Genomic DNA, 21,054 nt, shown 5'->3' on the forward strand with positions numbered 1-21,054 from the left:
GTCAGTACTGACTTTTATCATCCGCCAGGGGAGTGTCACCAATGGTGCGTTCGCTTTATAAATCCTGGTCTCCTGGATCCCCGAGGCACTTCAGTCTCAGCGCTTTGGTTGCGATATCGCTGAGGCATGCATATCAAGCTTTTCGATCAGCGGCTGAACAATCTTTTCACCATGCTGGCCGAAATACTGATGAAGGGTATCAGATGCGCTCTGGGTAAGAACCATAATTTCAATACGCCGGTTACCAGCACTTTCCGGATTTTTGTTATCCAGAAGCATCTGGTCCGCCATCGCACTCACTTGCATCACTTTATCCGACGGCATACCTGCGTCTTCCATTACACGGCGGGCCGATAATGCTCTGTCACCTGACAGGTTCCAGTTGTTATAGATATTGCTTTTATAGCTGATAGCATCGGTATGCCCGGTAATGATTAACTTATTGTCCAGGGAATCAAAAACCGGTGTCAGTTCGACAAGCAGTGATTTAAAAAACGGCATTATTTTCGCGCTTCCCCGTTCGAACATGCTGCGGTTCTGATCGTCTTTAACTAAGACACGCAGCCCTTGTGGAACAATTTCCATTTCCAGATTGGTTTCCATATGTGCATTGCGGGCGATGACATTGATATCAGTGGCTAACTCACCCAGCTCACGAACTGACTTTTGCTTCATAATGACCATCTTTTGATTCACGTCCGACGCTTTTTTGGCGTTCTCTTCAGTAACTTGTGCCATTTTCTGCGGGCGAGAGGTTTTGTCCTGCATGTTGTGCAAAGTATCTTTACTCTGCTCTTTACTCCCCCTCCTGGGTACACTGCTGAGTGAATTTAGAGGGGCCATCCCACCCCCATTGAAAATAGATTGCCCATGCAACGCCGCAACAATCTCTTCGCGATCGGATTTACTGACACTGTTCACAATCCACAACGTCATGAAAAGCGCCATCATCGCCAGCGTAAAATCGGCAAAGGCCACTTTCCACGCACCACCATGGTGCCCTGCATGATTTTTTTTAATTTGTCGCCGGATAATCGTGGTCTTGGCACTACGATTACGACGATCAGCCATCTTTCGCATACTTATTCTTGCTCCAGCATGGCATTCACCCACGCATCCAGGTTGGCAAAGGACGGTTTGGAGGCCAGATGCAGGAGTTTACGGCCAGCATCCACAGCCAGCAGCGTGGGTTTCCCACCTGCCTGAGCCACCAGCACAGTACGCACACATTCCAGCAACGAATGCTCTGCGCGCGCCTGCTGCTCCATCGCATTAGCCAATGGATCCATCAGGCAGTAGCAGATAAACACGCCCAGAAACGTCCCCACCAGCGCCGCCGCCACTTTCAGACCAATCAGCGCAATGGAACCATCGATAGACTGCATCGTAACAATGATCCCCAGTACCGCAGCACAAATGCCGAATCCTGGCATCGCTTCAGCGGTACGCTGAAGCGAGCGTGAAGGGGTGAGTAGCGACTCTTCCGCAGTATCCAGCTCTTGATCCAGAATACCTTCCAGTTCATGAGCATCAATTTTCCCCATCGCCATCAGACGAAAGTTATCCGCAATAAAGGTCACCAGACGTTTCTGCATCAACACTAGCGGGTATTTCTGGAAAACGGCACTCTCTTCCGGCTGTTCGATATGTTGATCCAACATACGAAGCCCGCCGTCCTGTACCATTTCCAGCAGCTCATACAGGCACATCAGCAACTGGCGCTGAAAATCCGGCCCCATTGTTTTTTTACTGATAACGCCTTTGATCTGATGGATAATCCCTTTAAGAACATGCACCGGATTACCAATAATCATCGCCCCAAGACCAGCACCAAGAATAATAATAATTTCTGCTGGCTGCCAGATTGCAATCAACTCTCCACCCGCTTCGAAATAACCGCCAAATACACAGCCTAAAATCACCAATAAACCTAGAATTTTTTGCATCACATCCTCCGCATTCAATTCGGAATTGTTAATCCGGACATAAACAATCACGAATTTTCTGCGTGATTTTTTTATTCATTTGACAAATTCTGGCTTCAGTCAGCCCTAACACCAATGCGATCTCTTTTAAATTCATATCGTGCTGGTAGTACATTGAAAGTACCCATTGCTCTTTTCTGCTGAGTTGCTCAAGTGCATAACGCAGCATATCCTGGGTCACAATGTGCTCTTCTGGCCCCCTTCCTTCCAGCGGTACAATGGCGCTATCACCACTCAGAAGTTCATCCAGGCTTGCCAGTGTTTCCGCTCCGTCCAGTTGCTGGAACTCCAGATAATCCGCTGAGGATAAGCCCTGTTGGGAAAGCTCTTCCCACACCGGTTCACGCCCGAACGTTTTCCGCAAATGACGGATCAGATCTTTAATCTGATGGTATTTCTGGCGTAATTGACGTGGCCGCCAGTCGAGGCGGCGTAATTCATCCAGTATTGCGCCACGAATACGGTGTACGGCATAACCCGCAAAACCTTCATCGGGCATCCCATAACGGCGAATGGCATTCAGCAACCCGACTAACGCCGTTTGCTCCATATCGTCCCTGTCCAGTACGCATATACACTGAGGCGCAAGCTGGCGTACCACTTTGCGCACCAATGGCAGGTAAGCCTGTAAATAATGGCTTTCTTCCTGCGGCGTTAAAACCGATGCCACATGAAAGTCTTCTGACTCGTAAGCTTCCTGTATCATTTTATTTCCAGACCGGCATCTATTGGAACACGACTTTTTTCACCAAAATATCCTTATAAGGCATTGCCATTCCCCGCAGCGACAATTCATTTTTCAGCGTGTCAGATACTCTCTTTCGGATATCGGATATTTTCAGCACACGAACGTCTTCATATTTCATATCGGAAAGTTGGTTAACCGTAATACTTTGATACAACGGTTCTTCTTTTTTAATTTTCTCAGCACTTTTATCTGAATCCGCCACCATGACTAATCCAATCAACATGTAATGGTCATCACCTTCACTGTCATGAAATGTGACAACCGTTTCCTGTAACGAAACAAAAATACTGCTGCTTTCATCCTGATGATTGTCGTCAACCACTTTGTCATATTTAACTCCCGCCGTTGAATTACTCTTAATCATAAAATGAGCCCCTACCCACCCGGCCCCAACACTCAAAGCCAAAACGGCGCTTACCATGCTTGCTACAACAATTTTCTTCATCTTACTTTTACACTTTGATCAGAACGGATTCTTTCTGTTGATATTGAGGTTCATCATTCAGCGCTAAGGCTGATCTGACCTCGTCCTGTTGTTGACCTGACTGCTGTCTTTGCTGCTGAGATTGCCCTTCCGAGGACACCTGGACATTGACCTCCATAAAATTCTGCGCCGTCAGGTGCTGGCGTAAATTTTCGCTAAACTGCTGAAGCGAGCGGCAGACATCACTTTGGCTGGCATCGATATGCACCATCAGTTTTCCGCCATCCAGCTGCACAGCAATATCCAGCCTGCCAAGCGAAGGAGGGTCGAGGCGGATGGTTGAAATTTGCTGCTGTTGGCTTAGCTGAAACTGAATACGATCTTTCAGAAGAGAGGTCAGTTTTTCCCCAAAATCGTCGGTAGACATCTCAGCAGGGATCGCAGCATGAGTGATAGCATCACTGCGATCGCCAATGGCTGTTGTTGATGGGTTGTCTTTAGATGTCACCATAAACAGAGACGGTGTTACCACGGGTTGATTCAGAACGGTGCCGACATCTTTTTTCACTGATAACAGGCGGGGCGCTGTCCCATGCTCTGCTGATTCTACCGGCACTGACGCCTGCTGTGAGGGAGTGAGAGGCACCCGGTCCGGCGTAACAGCGCGTAAATCCTGGGCATTGAAAATGGCGAGTTTGGCCTGCTGCTCAGGCGTGGCTTGCGGTATATCCTGACTCAGGTTCTGCATTAACGTAGTCAGCAACTTCTGTAAGTTTGGGGATAACGAGGACGTCACCCCGGGGGCATCTTCCTGCTTCATTACGCTTGCCAGCTGATGCAAGAGCGGGGCACCAGGTTGTGCGACCGCGAGCATTTTTACCCTTTCGCCATCGGGCAGTTTCTGCAAGCCAGGTTGCGCCAGCGGGGCAGGTTGTGCGAGCAACATCGCCATCAGCGCTTGCATCGTCGCAGGATCGGTATTCTCGTGCTGCCGCTCGGCGGTAGACGCTTGCCGCTGACGAATGTTGGCACCAGCCATCTCGTTAAGCTCAGTCTGCAATAAAGAAAACGGGCTGGCGCTCTCTGCCGTTGCTGGTGCAGAAATTGCGGCGTTTTCCGGTGTGGCATCTGCCAACGCACTGGTCATGACCAGCAATACAGGATTCATGCCTTCTCCGAAATTAAATTAACCATTGAATATGCCAGCACCCCTTCCTGATGTTGCTGATGTTTATCCATGCGCGCTTTAAGCAGTTCCGCGCGCTGCGTTCGCCGTTCAATCAGCGCGGCAAACGCCGCGTGGAGTTTCTTTTTTACCCTGTGCAATTCATCTACGGAGGTTTCCGCCGCTTCATACTCATGAAACAGACGCATTAACTGCTGGTGCAACGCGGGTAAGCGCCGCCAGCGCTGTTTATCCAGAGAGTCATTCATTGCATCGATCAGGGCAAAGAGCTGTTGCTGACTGCTTTCTCTGTTCATTGCCTTATCCAAGCTTGCTTGACAGGCCTTCCCAGCCTTCACGCAAATTCGTCAAAATAACGATCACTTCATCAATCTTCTCTGTTGATAATTCACCGCTGGCTTCATAGAGACGGTAAACACAGTGGTCATAAAGCCGTGACAGATTCACTGCCAGCTCACCACCCGTTTCAAACTCCAGCGAACTCGTTAACGCGTTGAGAATATCGATGCATTTATTGATGCTCTGCGCTTTCTTCTCGAAGCGTTTGTTCTCGATGTGGCTTTTGGCGCGTTCCAGTTCATCCATCAAACCGGAAAACAGCACCAGCACCAGCTCAAGAGGCGATGCCGCCGCCGTCCGGGCGGCAAGATCGATCTCTTTGTATTGCGAATAACCATCCTGAGTGTCGTACATTTTTTACCTTCGTTTCTGTGGCTGAACTGGCCGTTTACATAAACGCGGCCATGCTGACTTTCATGGTGTACGTTTCAATCAGCGTGTTGGTGTACTCTTCCAGATAGCGCTCATAATTGGTGTTATAGGTTTCGGTAAGTTGATCGCTTTCGTCCTGGATTCGGCTCTGCTGGTCGTCGATATTTTCCTGGCGCATGGCGATGATGCCGGTACTGGAATCGAGATAGCTTTCCATCAGGGCATCCATCTGCGCAACCATGCTGTCCTCACCCACAAAGATGCTGGTGAGACCATCTGGATTCGCTTCCATTGCTTCGTTGAACTTATCTGAATCAATTTGCAGATGACCGTCGGAATCCAGGGTGATGCCATAATCCACAATCGACACGCCGTCGTAGGAAGCATGGGCAATATCGTCGAGTTGATTCGCCAACGAATTAAGCCCGGCATCGCCGGCAAAGATGCCCGAATCAGAGCCGTCACCACCGTTATTGGTCAATGAATCGAGGGTATCGACCAGCGTGTTATAGGCATCGACAAAAGTTTGTACTTTGGCCTCCGTGGCGCTGGAGTCTTCCGCAACGGTAAAAGTGACGACATCATTCGGATCATCAGGATCGCTGACCTCAGTGAAGGTCATGGTTACACCGGGGATCACATCATCAAAGGTATTAGAGCTGTTGGTGATTGTCGGCCCACCTTGCCCCCCCAGACAGATAACCGCATCCTGCGCCGTGGTCATTGCCGTCTCAGGAGTGGCGACCGTCGTTCCATCCACAGTGGCCGTGAAGGCGCTACTTGCTCCGGTGCTGTCCGAGGTCAGCATGATGGTCGTCGAACCATCCGTGTTCACCAGCGCCGCCGAGACTCCCGGGTTTTCGTCGGAATCATTAATGGCACTGACCAGCTCGCTGGCATCGATATAACCATCGCCATCGCCATTCTGGTCTGCCGTGGCAAGGTCGATATCCATGGTGCTGTCGCCCATGGTCAGCTCAAACGTGCCGCTCGCCGGATAAACATCATCGTCCAGACTAAAAACTGACTGTTGCGCCTGCGCCAGTTGCTGGACGTAAAAGGAATAGGTTCCTGCCTGCGCCTGCGAGTTTGCAGAAACAGTCGCAGAATCATTATTCGACGTTGCCGAAAACGTTAATGGGCCGTCGGTGTCGCTGTTCAGTGCATCAATGGCGGTCTGAAAATCGGTTAATGCCGTGCTCAACGAGTCCAGCCCGCTACTCTCTGCATCCAGCTCCGCCTGCTCCTGTTGCAGGTTAGCTGCCTGGGTGGCGATATCAGAATAAGCAATGGCTTTCGCCATGGATCTTGGATTAATCATAAATAACTCCGTGCAACGTTACCGTAACCAAGCAAAACCTATGCCAATAATTTTTATTATTTAAAATCAATGCGTTAATACATAATGCGGAAATTGAATTTCCGCTGAGCAGGAAGAATTTCCGGATCAACGTTCTGCTGCGGAAAGCACAATACCGCCGACTGGCGGTATTGTGCCTGGCACGACTTCACCACTAAACAGAATTACTGCAACAGGCTGGAAATCATGCTGGACATGCTGTTGGACTGCTTCAGCATGGTGATACTGGTTTGCATCAGTACCTGCTGTTGAGTCATATTGGAGGCTTCCGTCGCGTAGTCAGTATCCATAATGTTACCAATCGCCACGTCCGTGTTGTCCTTCATGCTGGTCAGGTTATTTGCGGTATCGTTCAGGCGGTTAATCGACGCACCCAGTTTGGACTGGATCGCCGACACATCGTCCATTGCGGTCTGAATCGTGTCGATCATCGCGTTAGCGGAACCAGCTGCAGTCAGCTCAGAGCCGCTGGCTGTTGAACCGGACTGATCCGCCGAGAAAGACGCACTAACGGCATCCAGCGAAGTAACCAGATCGCCCAGTTGAGCAGAAATATCAACGGTCATGGTATCAGAAGATTCAGAGCCAACCTGGAAGGTAACCGGCTGCTGGAACAACCCAGTAGAACCAGAAGCGCCCGCCGAGAACAGGTTGGTACCACCGTAAGTGGTGTTCTGTAGCATATCGGACATCTGCTGACCCAGTTCGTCGAATTCGTCCTGCATTGCCTGCAGGTCGTCGTCGTTGTAGGTACCGTTGGCGGCCTGCGTGGACAGGTCCTTCATACGGCCCAGAATGTCGGTCATTTCGTCAAACATGCTGTCCGCAGTTTGCAGCATTGCCGTTGCGTCCTGAATGTTACTCAACGCAACGCCCATGCCGCTGGACTGCGCCGTCAGGCGGTTCGCAATCTGCTTGCCTGCAGCATCATCCGCAGAAGAGTTAATACGGTAACCTGTCGCCAGACGTTCCATGGAGGTGGACAGAGAAGCGCTGCTTTTGTTGATGGCATTAACCGCTGCCATTGAGGCGGTATTAGTATTAATGGATAACATGGTAGTACTGCTCCTTGAGTTGAGGGGGAGAATCGTTTTCGTTTCGATAACCTGATAAAACGACCACCTGATTCGAAAACTTAAAGCCACCTCAAAAAAACTCTCCTCTCCTTAAAATTCGCTTAAATAGCTGTACATCGATACATCGCTGTCAATGAACATTACGTGCTATTCTCACCCTGGATCTTGCGATTCAAATCAGCAGAAAAAATGCAATAATTTTTGATTAAAACATTATTAACCATACCTGTGCGTAATAAGCCAGACATGATGTAAACGTTCATTAAAATGATGAAAGATCGCACTCACACGCATAAATTATAAAGAATCACACCCATGCCTTATTTTACATTTAGTTTCAAATAACCATTATTTTTATATTGTTACCGTACTCTACTTCCGATATATTCTCAGTCCTTTTTTGGATCGCGTAAAAAACGCACAATAACGATAACGCTGTCAAGCACTCATCCAGGCAGCATGTAAGACTCGTCTTTCTCCCCTGAATCGTTTATACACAGGCAACCCGAAGCATGAGTATTATAGTTAACAACTGGCGGATGGATTCTTCGCTTAGCGCATTGATTCATTGTGAATCAGGCGAAATACGTCGTCTGGGCGAATATCACTTTATCCTTTTAGAAATATTAGCGAAAAATGCTGATATCGCTTTATCACGTTCATATTTAATGTCGGAAGTCTGGAAAAACCGCCTCGTTGGAGGAAACAGCCTTCCAACCGCAATCCATGCGTTGCGTGTCGCGGTTGACGATGATGGAAAACAGCAAGAAATCATAAAAACCATCCCCAAAAAAGGCTATCTGTTTAATAAGCGCTATCTGACACGTCTCGATCCGCACCGTGAAATAGCAGAAAATATCGTTGATATCAAAAATGGCACATCAGATGAAAACAAAGGAAAATCAGAGCAATGCACTGTAGCCATAGATGAATCAACGCTGTTCAGTTCAGCATTAAATTTTCCGGGTAAAATAAACGGCCATCGAGTGATAATGACCATCCTGCCAGTTATTATTATCTTATTATTCTTGTTTTTTTTTATTGATCACCCTAAAAAAACACCGCCACCCGCAACCACAGATACACCCGTACTGATCAAAGAAGCAGCAGAATATGCGAGCCACGTCACAATTTACCATCTGTATGACAAAAATTATTCCCCCGAACATGTCGCATTAGTTCCCCGAAAACTGCACCCCGGCATACTGAAAGTCAATACATTGCTAGTCAAAAATAATATTACAATGACCCTGTACTACAAAGTATCCCAGGATAAAATCGGACTTGATATTGTACTGAGAAATCAATGCGACAATAACTGGCAGCTGGTTTTAAACTTAAAAGACTGGCAAAACAAAGTTAATGAAATAAACACATTCCTGTTTCAGGAAGTAGAAAACATGTTAACTGAAATATCTAAATGCGAATAACTTTTTAAATTATAGACTTTTTACTCTTTATATCGCCGGACTAATTCAGTAAGTTACGGACCGTTTGATTCGCTAAACGAACCTGTCCGTTCACCGCCTGTGCCAATATCTGATAATTGTGATTGGCGTGATCCAGCACCCCACCGAGCGTTTCAGACGCTTTTACCGCACTTTCCGTCAGTGGAAAACGAGCCATCCCATCAATTAATTGCCTCGCTTTTTCTTGCTGTGCCGCCATTTGTGCGCGCCGCTCGCCAATGACATCCAGCAGCGGTTGTAATCCATCCTGCGAGCGGGAATTTCCCCGCCGCATATTCTGCAATAATTCGTCCGAACGGGCAGATTCGGCATAAATCTTCAGCGACGTAAACGTTGAGGCTTCCCCCTTATCTTCCCGGACACTGAACGTCCGTTCAAGCTGCCCCCACTGCTTTTCCGTCGTGGAGAAGGAGAGACCATCCTGTCTGTCGTGGATCTGCACGCCCACGCGACGCAGAGCGTTGCTCATCAGCATCTTATATTGCCCAGGCTCCACCTCCTCTCCGACAAGTACGGCTGAAAGCTGCACTTGCCGTCCGTCAGAAACGCTGAACATCCTTGACCCCTTCGCGTTGTTTTGCACAATGCTCTCCAGCTCAGGTGACTGGAATATCACCCGCGCCTCGCCCTGCAAAACGGGGGTTAACTGGCGATCGATAGCCCCGCCGGACAGTGATGAACGTTTATCCAGCCACTGCGCCACCTCCTCTCCTTTCTGCTGCTGCGCCAGTCCTCCGCGTCGCGCAGCATGGCGGTAATCCAGTAGCTGTAGCTCCAGATGACCGAGATAATAGTCAGCCTGCTGAAGCGTCGTTAGCTGATCGTTAAGCTGTACGCTGTACCGCTGGGGCCGGGTTGTAATGAGCGGAGAGGCCGGATAATCACTCACCGTTACAGGCAACGTTTGCCGGACAAGGGCATTCTGGTTAACAGAATGTGGCTGTACCGATGGGCCAGAAACTCCGTTACCGGAGAGAGGTGTTGTATTTAAACCAACCTGCATACTATTCCTGATTGATTGTTCACGGTTAAATCACACTAAAAAGGTTCAGCTCACTCACTTTGGAATACGTTTTCAACGTGGCTTCCATCGCAACTTCCAGACCGGTGAACTGGATGGATGCCGGCCCATAGTCCAGATCGCTCAGTTGACCAATCAATTGCTCGTTTGAGGTAGCAATATCCGTCTGGGCGCCACTTAGCATCGACATCGTATTCTGCGTTTCGCCAAGCGAAGCGATGGCCGCGTTTAACGAATCAGAGGCGTCATCCACCACATCAATAGCATTCGAAATATCGCTTTGTACCTGGGGATCGCCAGGATCAAGCGACGGATCCTGAAGTTCTTTCGACAACGAAGTGAGCGTGTTCAGGACATCAAGACTACTGCCAAAGACATCGCTCACCGCAACATTGGTATCCACCTCAACGCCACTGGAAACGGTTGTCTGTCGATGTTCACTATTCCCTTGATAGGTGTAGCTATCAGCCACACCATCGCCGTCGTCATCCACGGCCACAATCGGCGGCCGATCGTTAATGGTGCCACCAAAAATATAATGACCGTCTTCATCCTGATAATTGAGCGCGGACACCATCGCTTCCGTCAGGGACTGAATATCCTGCCCCAGTGTGGCTAACGACTCGATGGAATTCGTGCCATTCGCGGCTTCAAGAAGATCGTCGCGTACCGCCAGTAAATCGTTATTCACACCATCCAGGATAGACTCCTGCTGGCTCATCCCGGTCGACGCGGCATCAATGTTATTCTGGTATTGATCAATCGCCGATTGCTGGCGATTAAGCTGGGTAATACGGGCCGCAGCAATAGGATCATCCGACGGAAGCAAGATCCTTTTCCCGGTAGCCATCTGGGTCACAACATGTGCAAGCTCACTGGAAAGATGATTAAAACTCTCCGTCATAGAAACATAAGATTGTTGGGTACTCACTCGCATAACGCTAACTCTCCAGATTAGCCGAACATATCCAGCACAGAATCGAAAATCTCCGCACCCGTTGAGATAACTTTCAGGTTGGCCTCATAGATCTGCTCATAGGTAATGAGGTTCACCGCTTCTTCATCCATGCTGACCCCACTGACGCTGCTCTGCTGGTTTTGAGCTTCCGAGTAAACGTTCGCTGCCGCTTCGGCCTCCGTCTGATTCTGTTGGCTGTAGATACCGATGTTGCTGATGATCGACGAGCACGCTTCCCCCACGGTGACGCTACCGAGGTTGTCGATCTCCAGCGGCTCGGTAGAAATATCAATCAGCGCCTGCAGATTGTCACTGTTGCCGGTCTCACCTGGCGAACTGGAAAATGCCAGCTCATCCGCCGTGATATCCGGATTGACCTCCAGCGGACCCTCTTCAGCATCCTCGTCATAAATAAACAGCGGAGCCCCAGGATTGCCATTAAGATCGTAACCCTGCGCAAGCTGAGCGTTGACCGCATCGGCAAACTGTTCAGCCATACTGCTAATGGTGTCCGACATCGGTGTCAGTACCTGATTCTGGTAATCAAATAACGCCCCTAGTGAACCGCCGGTATCCTCGGTCATTGACGACGTTGTCCCCGCAAAAGTCAGCGACATGCTTTGGGTACCGTCAGCGTTCGTCTCCAGCTCAATGGTGGAACTTTCCTGACCGCTGACCAGAGGCTGACCGTTTTGCAACGTCACGTTATAGTTGCCTTCGTCGTCGATATTGACCTGTACGTCCATAATGCCGCTGAGCTGCTCAACCATCTGGTCACGCGCATCATACAGCGCAGATGCGTTATCACCGTTGGCTTCAGCTTCAGCAATTTGCTGGTTGTAGCTGGCAATCCCGCTGGTCAAAGTATTGACCTGCTCGATCATTGCCTGCTCCTGGCTGATGATTTCACTGCTTTGTGAGTCGATGTAATCCAGCGTGTTATCCATACGCAGTGCCAGCGCGTCGGCCTCACTGATGATCTGTTCACGCAATGCCGAATCGTCCGGGCTGGTCGTTGCTTCATTAAGTGCAGCGAAAAAGTTATCAAACCCACCGCTCAGGCTGCTGTTCTCATCACTGAGCACGGATTCCAGCTGCGCCAGATACTGCTGCTGCGTGCTGTAATAGCCATAGTCGCTGGCGGCATACCAGACCTGGTTAACCTGATACTGATTTGACACGCGGCGAATACTATCCACCTGCACACCGTTACCGGCGCTGTTTGACGACCCCGAACTGGCCCCAATACTGCTGGTCACCGCAATCTGTCTGGTATAGCCATTCGTCATCGCGTTAGCCGTGTTTTGCGCCGTGACATCCAGCTCTACCTGCGCCGTGGATGCGCCACTGTAGCCAATATTAATCATATCCATCAGAAATCCTCGCCGGAGTGCCATTAACAACCTTACTGGTTAAAAAGCGGCGGCAAACCCACCGTTCTTAAACTGCCGCATGATCTTTAGCTTTTGCGTTGCGGCGAAAGTTGCCTGACTATCATGTCCGCAATCCCGATGCCATGCTGCGCAAGCGAATTACACAGCTGGTCATCATAAAGCCCCTGCATCATGCGCACAGAATCACTGTTGAGAGGGTTGTCTTTCGAATCAAAGATCGCATCCGTTTTACGCATTTCTTTCAACATGTTACGTAAAAAAATCGCTTCAAACTGCTGAGAGGCTTTCTGCAAATCATTGTCTTTGATTTTGGGGTCCATGAAGGCATCGCTACCGTCAATTCCCCCTCCGTGGCTTATCTTCATCTTCGTCATCAAATTATCTCCAGATCGGCATCCAGCGCACCCGCTTCATGCAGTGCCTGCAAAATAGACATAATATCGTCCGGCGTCGCGCCCAGACTGTTGAGGGCGTTAACCAACGTCTTCAGGCTGCTGGATTCCGGCAGGTTGATCATCCCAGACCGGGGGCGATTCACCGAAATATTGCTCTGCGATGTAACCGCAGTTCGTCCACCAGCAAGGGCATTTGGCTGACTCACGTTAGCACTTTCATTAATAGACACCGTCAGGCTACCGTGTGAAACCGCCGCCGTATGCAGCGCGATACCGTCTCCCATCACCACCGTGCCGGTACGCGAGTTGAACACCACGCGGGCGCGAACTTTCTCAGCCTGAATCTGAACATCATCCAGTTGCGACATAAACGCCACGCGAGCGCCAGGACTGGTCGGTGCGCGAACAATAACGTTGGTCGAGCTTTGCGCTGTTGCAATGCCGCCAAATGCCGCGTTGATTGCGCCAGCAATATTGTTGGCATCTTTAAATGAAGGTCGCTTCAGATTCAGGGTGATGGTATCGCCCAGCTGGAAATCGCTGGGGATTTCACGCTCAACCGTTGCACCGTTGGGGATCAATCCCGCCGTCGGGGTATTCACGGTCACGCTGGAACCACTGGAGCCCGTCGCATTCATACCGCCAACCACCACACTCCCCTGCGCCAGCGCATACACTTCACCATCAGCGCCGCGAAGCTGGGTTAGCAGTAAGGTTCCGCCGCGCAGGCTTTTGGCATCGCCAATGGAAGAAACGGTAATATCAATCGTCTGCCCACGGGAGTACATCGGCGGCAGACTCGCGCTGACGGCCACCGCCGCAACGTTTTTCACTTTCGGGTCAATTTTTGTCGGCAGCTGTACGCCAAACTGACGCAGCATGTTGGTGAGGGTCTGGTTAGTGAACTTCACCTGGTTTTTATCCCCCGTGCCGTCCAGTCCAACAACCAGGCTGTAGCCCACAAGCTGGTTTTCCCTCACCCCCTGGACATTGACCAGTGATTCAAGGGATTGTGCCTGCGTCACGCCAGACATCACCAGGCAAAGCGCGGTGAAAGCACCGTTTAACACCTTCATCCAGCGCCCATTTGAGTTTTGCATGTCATTCTCCGGCATCAAATCGGGAAGAGAGGATGGTTAAACAACCGCGTCAGCCAGCCTGCCGCGTTAGCGTCGCTGAGCGCCCCGCGTCCCGCATATGAGATACGCGCATCGGCAATACGTTGCGATGAAACAGAGTTATCGTTTTGAATATCGTCGGCGCGTACCAGGCCGCTCAGACGAATATATTCATCGCCCTGATTGAGGGTGAGCCATTTTTCACCGCGAATTTCCAGGATACCGTTCGGCTGCACCGAGTGCACGGACACGGTAATTTCACCGCGCAAACTGTTCTGCTGTTGGGATGTCGCACTACCGTTAAAATTCCGATTAGCATCAATAGAGCCTGAGATATTCTCTTTGGTGTGACCCGAAATGACCGGCGGGGCGACATCAACCGTGTTGCTCTTGCCGAAATTGGTTTTCGCCTGTTTGCTGGACTGCGTTGATTCCTCCAGTATCACCGTCAGAATGTCGCCCACGCGATAGGCTCGTCTGTCCGCGGTTAACGACCAGTTGTAACCCGTTTCAAATACGCCACCCGCGCGACCATCCGCTGGCGGCGGCTGTTCCGTCTTCGGAGGAGCGAAGAATTCATCATTTTTTTTGACCAGAATCGTTTGCGATTCACACCCGCCAAGCAGGGGAAGCAACATCATCAGCCATAAATAATTTTTCACTTTCTGCCTACTAAATTCATTCAAACGCATCGATATTTCCGGCAATGCCCGACAGCACGTCGCTTTTCAGGCAGCAGAGGCTAAGGCCACATAAGGTGGCCTGAGACTGATGACAAACCTCCAACGAATAAAGATTTGTTTTTAGTCACCGAACAAAAAATAAGGAAAATCAATTTATTGATTTTCGGCTGCTCACCACAAAGAAGGAAAAACCACGCTTTTTCCTTCTTTGTCAGCAACCTGAGGCCACATAAGGTGGCCTTAGTCTTGAGAGCGTTACAGGGTCTGGCTAATAAATTGCAGCATATCATCGGCCGCAGAAACCATTTTGGCGTTCATCTCATAGGCGCGCTGAACCGTGATCATCGCCACCATTTCGTTGACAATGTCCACATTGGATCCTTCCAGCGCACCGTCCTGTAACGTCCCCAGACCGTCTTCGCCAGGAATACCTTCCGTCGGCTGTCCGCTGGCGGCAGTTTCCAGATAAAGGTTGTCGCCCTGAGCAGAAAGCCCTGCCGGGTTGGCGAAATTCACCAGCGTCAGTTGACCAAGTTCAGTCGGTTCGCTTTCGCCGGGGAGTACCGCGGACACGGTGCCATCCGAAGCAAAAGCGACATTGGTCGAGCCTTCCGGAACATCGATTTCCGGTTGCAGCGGGAGTCCCTGGGAATCGGTTAAAACGCCATCGGCGTTGATCTGCAGGTTACCGTCACGGGTATACGCAATGTCACCATTGGGTTTTTGTACCTGCAAAAAACCCTGCCCCATAATGGCGATGTTCATCGTGTTATCGGTGGTTTCCACATTCCCTTCGGTGAAGGTTTTTTGCGTCCCGACAATGCGTACACCGCTACCGAACTGCAATCCAGTCGGCATCATGTTGTTCTGATCGAGCATCGCGCCCGGCGCTTCCTGAGTCTGGTAAAACAGATCCTGGAACATCACGCGGTCACGCTTAAAGCCCGTGGTATTGACGTTGGCGATGTTGTTCGCAATCGCACTCATCTCAGCATCCTGCGCCGACAGGCCGGTTTTGCTGATCCATAACGCTGCATTCATAATGCTTTATTCCTGATTAAAGACGGCGACTCAGGAGCCGCGTAACAGCCGATTGCCCGAATCACTCAGGTTTTCGGCTGTTTTCATCATTTTGATTTGCGCTTCAAACTGGCGGTTCATCGCAATAGAAGACATCATTTCACTGACCGCTGACACATTGCTGCCTTCCAGAAAACCGTCGCTCACTTTGATGTTTTCATCACGCTGCGCCGGAATACCGTCAGCAGTCACCAGCATACCTTCGGCGTTTTTCGCCAGGTTATTGACCGGGATATCCACCAGCTTCAGACGATCAACGTCCATCGTGGCCGTTACATCGCCATCGTCAGGAGTCACTGACAGCGTGCCGTCGCTGCCAAATGAGGCAATCGTATTCGGTGGCAGAATGATTGGGCCGTTATCCCCGAGCACAGCGTAACCATTGATCGTTAACTGCCCCTGATCGTCCTGCTGAATATTGCCGTTACGCGTATAGACTTCGTTACCAGCACTATCCTGGACGGCGATATACCCGGTCCCCTGAATCGCAACATCCAACGGGCGCTCCGTTTTCTCTGCCTCACCGGTGCTGTCATTGACGCCGCTCTGGTTTTCCTGCGCCATGTAGCGCGTGGTAAATCCGCTCCCCCGAACCGCGTCGTTGCGCGACATCGCCATATCGGCACGAAAACCGTTGGCATTCACGTTGGCAAGGTTATTGGCGCTGATTTGCTGCTCCAGTAACGTCTGCGTCGCACCGCTCAGTGCGGTATAAATCAATCGATCCATTCTTCTGCGCCTTACATCGCCTGGAAGAGAGCCTGATCCAGCTGCGTACTGGTCGAGATAACTTTGGTGTTCGCCTCGTAGTTACGCTGGGCAGTCATCAAATCGACCAGCTCCGTGGTGATGTCCACGTTGGAACTTTCGAGCATGCCGGAAGAGAGCGTGCCGCAAGAACCTGACCCCGGAACACCTATCACCGGTGCCCCTGATTCGCCCGTCTGAACCCACGACGTGCCGCTTACTGCCTGCAAACCGTTCTCATCCGGGAACGTTGCCAGCACTATCTGACCTTGCAGCATGCGTTCGCCGTTGCTGTAGGTGGCGTAGACTTTTCCGTCATCATCCACCTGGATACCGTTTTGCTCCGCGGAGGCATACCCGTTCGCCGAGTTGGTGGTCACAGAGAAGTCAGATCCATACTGGGTACAGTCGGAGTAATCGACGGTCATTGAGATCGGTGCGGCCTCACCGGTTTCAAAGGTGAGGGTTTGCGGCCCTGTTGGCGAGACCAGTTTCCCGGAATCAGGATCGAAGGTTAAGGTGATTGCCGGCGCGCTGTCCTGAAGCTCACCATCGAAGGTGTACTGTACTTCCCAGGTGTTATCGCCGGTTTTGGTAAAGTACTGGCTGACTGAGTGCTCATTGCCCAATGAGTCATACACTATCGTGGTGTAGCTGTCGGTGTAGGAATTGACATCCGTCGGATCAAACGGGGTTGTCGTACGATCGATGCTTTCATCGCTCGCATTGAGGTTGGCCGTAAACGTCATACTGTCCGACGCCTGCGCCGGAATGCTGCCGGTTTTAATCTGGATATTGGTGACGGCACCGGTTTGCAGCGTACCGCTGTCATCAACAGGATAGCCCTGTAGATAGTCACCGGAAGCATTAACAATGTAACCGTCTTTATCGGTGACAAAAGATCCGGCGCGGGTATAGGTAATATTGCCGGCGCTGTCGCACATAATAAAAAAACCGTCATTGTTGATAGCCAGATCCAGCGTATTGCCCGTAGAAAGCATCGAGCCGCCACGGGAAATGCTTTGCGCCGTGCCCGCCACGCTGACACCCATTGCCTGCGCCCCTGCATACATTGCAGAGAACTGCGTGGTTTCCGATTTATATCCCACCGTACCGGAGTTTGCGATGTTGTTACTGATGCCATCCAGCTGTTCGTCGACGGCATTCAGCCCCGTCGCTGCAATTTCATAACTCATTGTATATTCCTGTAATTAAGACCTATTCAGACGGATCATCGGTGCCGTCCGGGACACCAAACTGGCTTATCATGGTGAACGGTACTTCTCCGACGCCTCCGACGTTGAGCACCGGGGTACTGCCATCCAGAGGAATACGCACGTCATAAACTTCACCAGCCACTTCAATCGGCACTTCTTCTTCACCGGTGTTGGTGACTACCGACACCTGGTAGTCACCCGGCGGAATACCGTAGTCGGCAGGGTTAATATCAAACTCCACCTGGCCGGGACCAACGGACGTCTCCCCTTCAGGCACCAGCGACACGGCGTAATCGTCTCCCGCTTCATCAGTGAAATGAAGTTCGACCGTGGTACATCCGTCGTCCAGCGTGACGCGGCCGTTGATTTCCTGATCGCTCACCTGCAAAGAGGTGGTCTGCACCATAATGTCGTCGCCCACCATATTTCCCAGCGCCATCACCTGAATGTTGCTCATCAGGATGGCATTGGTATTTGCCTGAACGCTCATCTCTTCCATCATGGCCACCTGAGCCATAGAGGCGAGCTGGTCGATATATTCGGACGGATCGGTCGGCTCGGTCGGGTCCTGATTCTCAATCTCCGCCACAAACAGGGTCAGAAACGCCTCCACTCCGGAAGATTCCGTTGAGGTGGTGGTGGTTGGCGTATCGGTCGTCCCCGTTTCCGGTGCCTCTGTCTCCGGAGAAGAAGATGGCGCTGGCGAAGAAACAGGATCCTGAGAAGAAGGTGCCTGCGATTGGACATACAGAGCCAGAGTGTTCATCACACATCCCCCAGTTTAAGTAAGCTTTGCTGCATGCTTTTGACGTTATTCAGCACATCAACGTTGGTTTCAAAATCCCGCGATGCGGACATCATGTCGGCCATTTGCTCCACCACATTGACATCCGGGTAATAGACAAAGCCATTTTTATCCGCCATCGGGTGATGAGGCTCATACCGCTTCACCGCCCCGCCGCTTTGCAGCACATCCTGGACCTGCACACTGGCACCATCAATCGCATGCTGGTGATGCCCGCCGATCAGGCTATTGTTGTAAACGGCTGCAAATACGGGACTTCGCGCCTTATAGGCTTGCGCCTCGCTGCTGGCAGGCGATTCCGCATTTGCCAGGTTACTGGCGACGGTATTCAGGCGTATGGTCTGTGCCGTCATCGCCGAACCGGAAATCTGATAAATATCAGTAAACGACATGGTTATTTCCCTTCAATAGCCTCTCTCACACCGCTGATTTGCAGATTCAAAAAGGTCAAACTACTTTGATAATCCATACTATTTTGTGAAAATCGGGCCTGTTCGGCATTCAACTCCACGGTGTTGCCATCTTCTGAGGGTTGCATCGGGACGCGGTATTTCACGTCAACTTCGGGCACGACGCTTAAGCCACTGGCCCGTTGCATCTCGGAACCAAAATCAATATCTTGAGCTTTGAAATTTGGCGTATCGACATTCGCCAGATTCGCAGTCAGCAGCTCGGTCCTCTCAAGACGTAACTTCACTGCCTGCGGATGCACACCCAACGCCTGCTGAAAACTGATTCCCATTTTTTACATCACTCCTGCATCAATCTTGCTTACTGTTTTAAGCAAATGACATGCCAACTTGTAACTAATTGATGGGGAACAGTTTTATGAAAAACAGAATGAATGCCAGGAAACGAACCTTCCTTCCCGGCGCAGAAATAGCGCTGACCCTGCTCTTTGCCTTGCCCACTCAGGCTGCCGTTCATCCGGTGCAAAACAGCGCCAGAGAGCAGATCAACGCTCAGGTGCTCAGCGCGGCCAGCCGTGAGCTTGATGCTCTGGCCGCGAAAGCGCAGTGGCACGACTATCGCTATACGTTCAATATTTATATCCCTTCAATGGTTGCCAGCGCCCCTCTCTGCGCCGCCACACCGCGAGTTGCCCGCATCTCTTCTGCAGGAATGGTCCTCAGCCGCATGAATTTTGAGGTGAATTGTCCGGGTAACACAGGCTGGCATATCAACGTTGCGGTACGTCCTGATGTCTACGTCCCGGTGGTCATGCCGAAGTCAGTGATTGCGCGCGATACGGTATTAACCGTAAACGATCTACAGCTCAAAAAATTCAATATCAGTGGCCGGCAGGAAGGGCTAATGCTTCACGTTGAAGAGGCGACCGGGCTGACCGCTAAACGTACCCTACAACCCGGTAAACCCCTCACCCGCGCGGAGCTGGTCACGCCGATGCTGGTCAAGCGTGACCAGCCCGTGACAATTGTCTCGCGCAGGGATGGGATCACCGCATCCATGCCTGGCGTGGCGTTGAAAAATGGGCGCAAAGGGGATGTTATCAACATCCGCAACACCAGCAGCCAGCGCGTGATCAGCGGCATGGTGGACGATACCGGCATCGTTACCCCGGTCAATACGGACAGGTAATCAGATTGCTGACAAAGAAGGAAAAAACGTGGTTTTTCCTTCTTTGTGGTGAGCAGCCGAAAATCAATGAATTGATTTTCCTTGTTTTTTTTCGGTCACTTATGACAAAACTGCATTCGTTAGAGGTTTGTCATCAGCCTCAGGTGATGTGATTTTTTGTGACTGGATTAAAGTTTTCCTGCATCACGGCCGCTTTCTTTAATGCAATGACAGAAAACAGCCAGACGGGACATGTACGAGGTTGATATGAAGATAACACCGATGATTTCCGGCAGCCGACCAGCCCCGGGCACCGAAAAGGAAAGCCAGGACAAGAACACGGCACAAACCAGTACCAGCGGAGTAACCCCAGCCTCCGCCGAAGATATTACACAGGCCGGTTTACAGTCTGCCCAGCAAGCGCTGAACGAAGACAGCCAGGGTGATATTGATTACGACAACGTGGCCCGGATGCAAGCGACGCTGGCTACCGGCGAGCCGGCGATTGATACCGACCAGCTTGCCGCCGATATGTTTCGCTTTTTTCAAAAATAAGGGGCCAGAAGGGTGAGCACCCGGTTAGATCTGGTTAAAACCCTGCTTCAGGGGATTCGCGACGATGAGAGGCGGTATGACACGCTTCGGCCCCTACTGGAGGAGCAGCGTCTGTGTATGATTCGTCGCGACAGCGAAGCGCTTTTAACCGTTAACGACGCCATTCAACAGCAATACGAACAGTTGAGCCTCAGTAGCCAGCAGCGACGTTTAGTCCTGCAATCGCTGGAGGTAGATGTAAACCGTACCGGAATCGAGCGGGTATTTAACTGGTTGCCTGCGCCACAAAAAAGCACGGCGCACAGTTGGTGGCAGAACCTTGAGCAAAAAGCCGAACGCTGTAAAACGTACAACGAAAAGAATGGCGATTTACTCATCAGGCAGTACGAGTTTATACAGTCATTTTTAGGCTCTGAAGTGGATTTTATTTATCACCGCTAATGTGAATAACCTTCCTGTCAGCGGAAGTTTACTTTCCCCTCCAGGATTCAATGCATTGATATAACCCGGAAATAAATTCCGGCATGCAAATTGCTCGAATGAG

At 50.8% G+C, this 21,054-nt stretch carries 25 protein-coding genes; 4 read left to right on the top strand and 21 right to left on the bottom strand.

Translation table 11 applies throughout. The features are described from left to right. Nucleotides 1-96: 96 nt before the first annotated feature. The 9 genes from lafU to lafA form a co-directional block, all read right to left on the bottom strand. Complete coding sequence (lafU, locus tag ACLW56_RS10760) at nt 97-1,080, bottom strand: putative lateral flagellar export/assembly protein LafU (protein WP_330983772.1); 984 nt, start codon at nt 1,078-1,080, stop codon at nt 97-99. Between the two features lie 2 nt (nt 1,081-1,082). Next, nucleotides 1,083-1,946: a flagellar motor stator protein MotA gene (motA, locus tag ACLW56_RS10765; protein WP_330983773.1), complete on the bottom strand. Its 864-nt coding sequence runs from the start codon at nt 1,944-1,946 to the stop codon at nt 1,083-1,085. 28 nt (nt 1,947-1,974) lie between these two features. Continuing rightward, on the bottom strand, nt 1,975-2,691 hold the full coding sequence (locus tag ACLW56_RS10770; protein WP_330983774.1) for a FliA/WhiG family RNA polymerase sigma factor: 717 nt from the start codon (nt 2,689-2,691) through the stop codon (nt 1,975-1,977). 19 nt (nt 2,692-2,710) lie between these two features. Then, nucleotides 2,711-3,178, bottom strand: a complete 468-nt coding sequence (gene fliL, locus ACLW56_RS10775; protein WP_330983775.1) for a flagellar basal body-associated FliL family protein — start codon at nt 3,176-3,178, stop codon at nt 2,711-2,713. A gap of 7 nt (nt 3,179-3,185) precedes the next feature. Further along, nucleotides 3,186-4,325 carry a flagellar hook-length control protein FliK gene (locus tag ACLW56_RS10780; RefSeq protein WP_330983776.1) on the bottom strand — a complete coding sequence of 380 codons (1,140 nt, stop codon included), beginning with the start codon at nt 4,323-4,325 and terminating at the stop codon, nt 3,186-3,188. Continuing rightward, on the bottom strand, nt 4,322-4,639 hold the full coding sequence (locus ACLW56_RS10785) for a flagellar protein FliT (RefSeq protein ID WP_330983777.1): 318 nt from the start codon (nt 4,637-4,639) through the stop codon (nt 4,322-4,324). Before ACLW56_RS10785 ends, ACLW56_RS10780 begins: the two co-directional genes overlap by 4 nt. A 4-nt stretch (nt 4,640-4,643) precedes the next feature. Next, nucleotides 4,644-5,036 (bottom strand): flagellar export chaperone FliS, encoded by a 393-nt coding sequence (fliS, locus tag ACLW56_RS10790; RefSeq protein WP_330983778.1) that lies wholly within the window; start codon nt 5,034-5,036, stop codon nt 4,644-4,646. Between the two features lie 34 nt (nt 5,037-5,070). Beyond that, entirely contained in the window at nt 5,071-6,375 is a 1,305-nt protein-coding gene (fliD, locus tag ACLW56_RS10795) for a flagellar filament capping protein FliD (RefSeq protein WP_330983779.1), read from the bottom strand. Between the two features lie 203 nt (nt 6,376-6,578). Further along, nucleotides 6,579-7,469 (bottom strand): lateral flagellin LafA, encoded by an 891-nt coding sequence (gene lafA / locus ACLW56_RS10800; protein ID WP_330983780.1) that lies wholly within the window; start codon nt 7,467-7,469, stop codon nt 6,579-6,581. 533 nt (nt 7,470-8,002) lie between these two features. Between lafA and ACLW56_RS10805 the strand changes: the two genes are divergently transcribed. Next, nucleotides 8,003-8,920, top strand: coding sequence for a winged helix-turn-helix domain-containing protein (locus tag ACLW56_RS10805; protein WP_330983781.1), 918 nt, complete (start codon nt 8,003-8,005; stop codon nt 8,918-8,920). A 40-nt stretch (nt 8,921-8,960) separates the two neighbouring features. Here the strand turns inward: ACLW56_RS10805 and ACLW56_RS10810 are convergent, their stop codons facing one another. The 12 genes from ACLW56_RS10810 to ACLW56_RS10865 form a co-directional block, all read right to left on the bottom strand. Then, nucleotides 8,961-9,962: a flagellar hook-associated protein gene (locus tag ACLW56_RS10810; RefSeq protein WP_330983782.1), complete on the bottom strand. Its 1,002-nt coding sequence runs from the start codon at nt 9,960-9,962 to the stop codon at nt 8,961-8,963. 25 nt (nt 9,963-9,987) lie between these two features. After that, nucleotides 9,988-10,917, bottom strand: a complete 930-nt coding sequence (flgL, locus tag ACLW56_RS10815; RefSeq protein ID WP_330983783.1) for a flagellar hook-associated protein FlgL — start codon at nt 10,915-10,917, stop codon at nt 9,988-9,990. A 17-nt stretch (nt 10,918-10,934) separates the two neighbouring features. Beyond that, a complete protein-coding gene (flgK, locus tag ACLW56_RS10820; protein ID WP_330983784.1) occupies nt 10,935-12,311 on the bottom strand; it encodes a flagellar hook-associated protein FlgK in 1,377 nt (458 codons plus the stop codon). Between the two features lie 86 nt (nt 12,312-12,397). Further along, on the bottom strand, nt 12,398-12,697 hold the full coding sequence (locus ACLW56_RS10825; protein ID WP_330983824.1) for a rod-binding protein: 300 nt from the start codon (nt 12,695-12,697) through the stop codon (nt 12,398-12,400). 8 nt (nt 12,698-12,705) lie between these two features. Further along, nucleotides 12,706-13,827 carry a flagellar basal body P-ring protein FlgI gene (locus ACLW56_RS10830; protein ID WP_330983785.1) on the bottom strand — a complete coding sequence of 374 codons (1,122 nt, stop codon included), beginning with the start codon at nt 13,825-13,827 and terminating at the stop codon, nt 12,706-12,708. A gap of 14 nt (nt 13,828-13,841) precedes the next feature. Then, on the bottom strand, nt 13,842-14,507 hold the full coding sequence (gene flgH / locus ACLW56_RS10835) for a flagellar basal body L-ring protein FlgH (RefSeq protein ID WP_330983786.1): 666 nt from the start codon (nt 14,505-14,507) through the stop codon (nt 13,842-13,844). A gap of 276 nt (nt 14,508-14,783) precedes the next feature. Next, the gene (flgG, locus tag ACLW56_RS10840) at nt 14,784-15,569 is read right to left on the bottom strand and encodes a flagellar basal-body rod protein FlgG (protein WP_330983787.1); all 786 of its coding nucleotides are present in this window, start codon (nt 15,567-15,569) and stop codon (nt 14,784-14,786) included. 30 nt (nt 15,570-15,599) lie between these two features. Continuing rightward, the gene (locus ACLW56_RS10845; RefSeq protein WP_330983788.1) at nt 15,600-16,337 is read right to left on the bottom strand and encodes a flagellar basal body rod protein FlgF; all 738 of its coding nucleotides are present in this window, start codon (nt 16,335-16,337) and stop codon (nt 15,600-15,602) included. 11 nt (nt 16,338-16,348) lie between these two features. Continuing rightward, nucleotides 16,349-17,551 (bottom strand): flagellar hook protein FlgE, encoded by a 1,203-nt coding sequence (flgE, locus tag ACLW56_RS10850; protein ID WP_330983789.1) that lies wholly within the window; start codon nt 17,549-17,551, stop codon nt 16,349-16,351. Between the two features lie 22 nt (nt 17,552-17,573). Then, entirely contained in the window at nt 17,574-18,338 is a 765-nt protein-coding gene (locus ACLW56_RS10855) for a flagellar hook capping FlgD N-terminal domain-containing protein (RefSeq protein WP_330983790.1), read from the bottom strand. After that, entirely contained in the window at nt 18,338-18,769 is a 432-nt protein-coding gene (flgC, locus tag ACLW56_RS10860) for a flagellar basal body rod protein FlgC (protein WP_330983791.1), read from the bottom strand. Before flgC ends, ACLW56_RS10855 begins: the two co-directional genes overlap by 1 nt. A gap of 2 nt (nt 18,770-18,771) precedes the next feature. Continuing rightward, a complete protein-coding gene (locus ACLW56_RS10865; RefSeq protein WP_330983792.1) occupies nt 18,772-19,119 on the bottom strand; it encodes a flagellar basal body protein in 348 nt (115 codons plus the stop codon). 98 nt (nt 19,120-19,217) lie between these two features. Between ACLW56_RS10865 and flgA the strand changes: the two genes are divergently transcribed. From flgA to ACLW56_RS10880, 3 genes are all read left to right on the top strand, one after another. Next, nucleotides 19,218-19,976 carry a flagellar basal body P-ring formation chaperone FlgA gene (gene flgA / locus ACLW56_RS10870; protein ID WP_330983793.1) on the top strand — a complete coding sequence of 253 codons (759 nt, stop codon included), beginning with the start codon at nt 19,218-19,220 and terminating at the stop codon, nt 19,974-19,976. A gap of 246 nt (nt 19,977-20,222) precedes the next feature. Then, the gene (locus ACLW56_RS10875; protein ID WP_330983825.1) at nt 20,223-20,510 is read left to right on the top strand and encodes a flagellar biosynthesis anti-sigma factor FlgM; all 288 of its coding nucleotides are present in this window, start codon (nt 20,223-20,225) and stop codon (nt 20,508-20,510) included. Nucleotides 20,511-20,522: 12 nt separating this feature from the next. Beyond that, nucleotides 20,523-20,951: a flagellar protein FlgN gene (locus tag ACLW56_RS10880; protein WP_330983794.1), complete on the top strand. Its 429-nt coding sequence runs from the start codon at nt 20,523-20,525 to the stop codon at nt 20,949-20,951. Nucleotides 20,952-21,054 lie beyond the last annotated feature (103 nt).

The organism is Pantoea sp. sgz302252, from assembly GCF_047713085.1.
Taxonomy (GTDB): Bacteria; Pseudomonadota; Gammaproteobacteria; order Enterobacterales; family Enterobacteriaceae; genus Scandinavium.

What these genes read in the sequence shown, in the direction of transcription:
- ACLW56_RS10770 (WP_330983774.1), bottom strand. Translation starts at nt 2,691, where the DNA reads ATGATACAGGAAGCTTACGAGTCAGAAGACTTTCATGTGGCATCGGTT.
- flgC (WP_330983791.1), bottom strand. Translation starts at nt 18,769, where the DNA reads ATGTCGTTTACTGATATTTATCAGATTTCCGGTTCGGCGATGACGGCA.
- fliS (WP_330983778.1), bottom strand. Translation starts at nt 5,036, where the DNA reads ATGTACGACACTCAGGATGGTTATTCGCAATACAAAGAGATCGATCTT.
- flgA (WP_330983793.1), top strand. Translation starts at nt 19,218, where the DNA reads ATGAATGCCAGGAAACGAACCTTCCTTCCCGGCGCAGAAATAGCGCTG.
- ACLW56_RS10825 (WP_330983824.1), bottom strand. Translation starts at nt 12,697, where the DNA reads ATGAAGATAAGCCACGGAGGGGGAATTGACGGTAGCGATGCCTTCATG.
- ACLW56_RS10830 (WP_330983785.1), bottom strand. Translation starts at nt 13,827, where the DNA reads ATGCAAAACTCAAATGGGCGCTGGATGAAGGTGTTAAACGGTGCTTTC.
- fliD (WP_330983779.1), bottom strand. Translation starts at nt 6,375, where the DNA reads ATGATTAATCCAAGATCCATGGCGAAAGCCATTGCTTATTCTGATATC.
- flgK (WP_330983784.1), bottom strand. Translation starts at nt 12,311, where the DNA reads ATGGATATGATTAATATTGGCTACAGTGGCGCATCCACGGCGCAGGTA.
- ACLW56_RS10785 (WP_330983777.1), bottom strand. Translation starts at nt 4,639, where the DNA reads ATGAACAGAGAAAGCAGTCAGCAACAGCTCTTTGCCCTGATCGATGCA.
- lafU (WP_330983772.1), bottom strand. Translation starts at nt 1,080, where the DNA reads ATGCGAAAGATGGCTGATCGTCGTAATCGTAGTGCCAAGACCACGATT.
- flgG (WP_330983787.1), bottom strand. Translation starts at nt 15,569, where the DNA reads ATGAATGCAGCGTTATGGATCAGCAAAACCGGCCTGTCGGCGCAGGAT.
- ACLW56_RS10875 (WP_330983825.1), top strand. Translation starts at nt 20,223, where the DNA reads ATGAAGATAACACCGATGATTTCCGGCAGCCGACCAGCCCCGGGCACC.
- motA (WP_330983773.1), bottom strand. Translation starts at nt 1,946, where the DNA reads ATGCAAAAAATTCTAGGTTTATTGGTGATTTTAGGCTGTGTATTTGGC.
- ACLW56_RS10780 (WP_330983776.1), bottom strand. Translation starts at nt 4,325, where the DNA reads ATGAATCCTGTATTGCTGGTCATGACCAGTGCGTTGGCAGATGCCACA.
- ACLW56_RS10855 (WP_330983790.1), bottom strand. Translation starts at nt 18,338, where the DNA reads ATGAACACTCTGGCTCTGTATGTCCAATCGCAGGCACCTTCTTCTCAG.
- flgL (WP_330983783.1), bottom strand. Translation starts at nt 10,917, where the DNA reads ATGCGAGTGAGTACCCAACAATCTTATGTTTCTATGACGGAGAGTTTT.
- lafA (WP_330983780.1), bottom strand. Translation starts at nt 7,469, where the DNA reads ATGTTATCCATTAATACTAATACCGCCTCAATGGCAGCGGTTAATGCC.
- fliL (WP_330983775.1), bottom strand. Translation starts at nt 3,178, where the DNA reads ATGAAGAAAATTGTTGTAGCAAGCATGGTAAGCGCCGTTTTGGCTTTG.
- ACLW56_RS10805 (WP_330983781.1), top strand. Translation starts at nt 8,003, where the DNA reads ATGAGTATTATAGTTAACAACTGGCGGATGGATTCTTCGCTTAGCGCA.
- ACLW56_RS10845 (WP_330983788.1), bottom strand. Translation starts at nt 16,337, where the DNA reads ATGGATCGATTGATTTATACCGCACTGAGCGGTGCGACGCAGACGTTA.
- flgE (WP_330983789.1), bottom strand. Translation starts at nt 17,551, where the DNA reads ATGAGTTATGAAATTGCAGCGACGGGGCTGAATGCCGTCGACGAACAG.
- ACLW56_RS10810 (WP_330983782.1), bottom strand. Translation starts at nt 9,962, where the DNA reads ATGCAGGTTGGTTTAAATACAACACCTCTCTCCGGTAACGGAGTTTCT.
- ACLW56_RS10865 (WP_330983792.1), bottom strand. Translation starts at nt 19,119, where the DNA reads ATGGGAATCAGTTTTCAGCAGGCGTTGGGTGTGCATCCGCAGGCAGTG.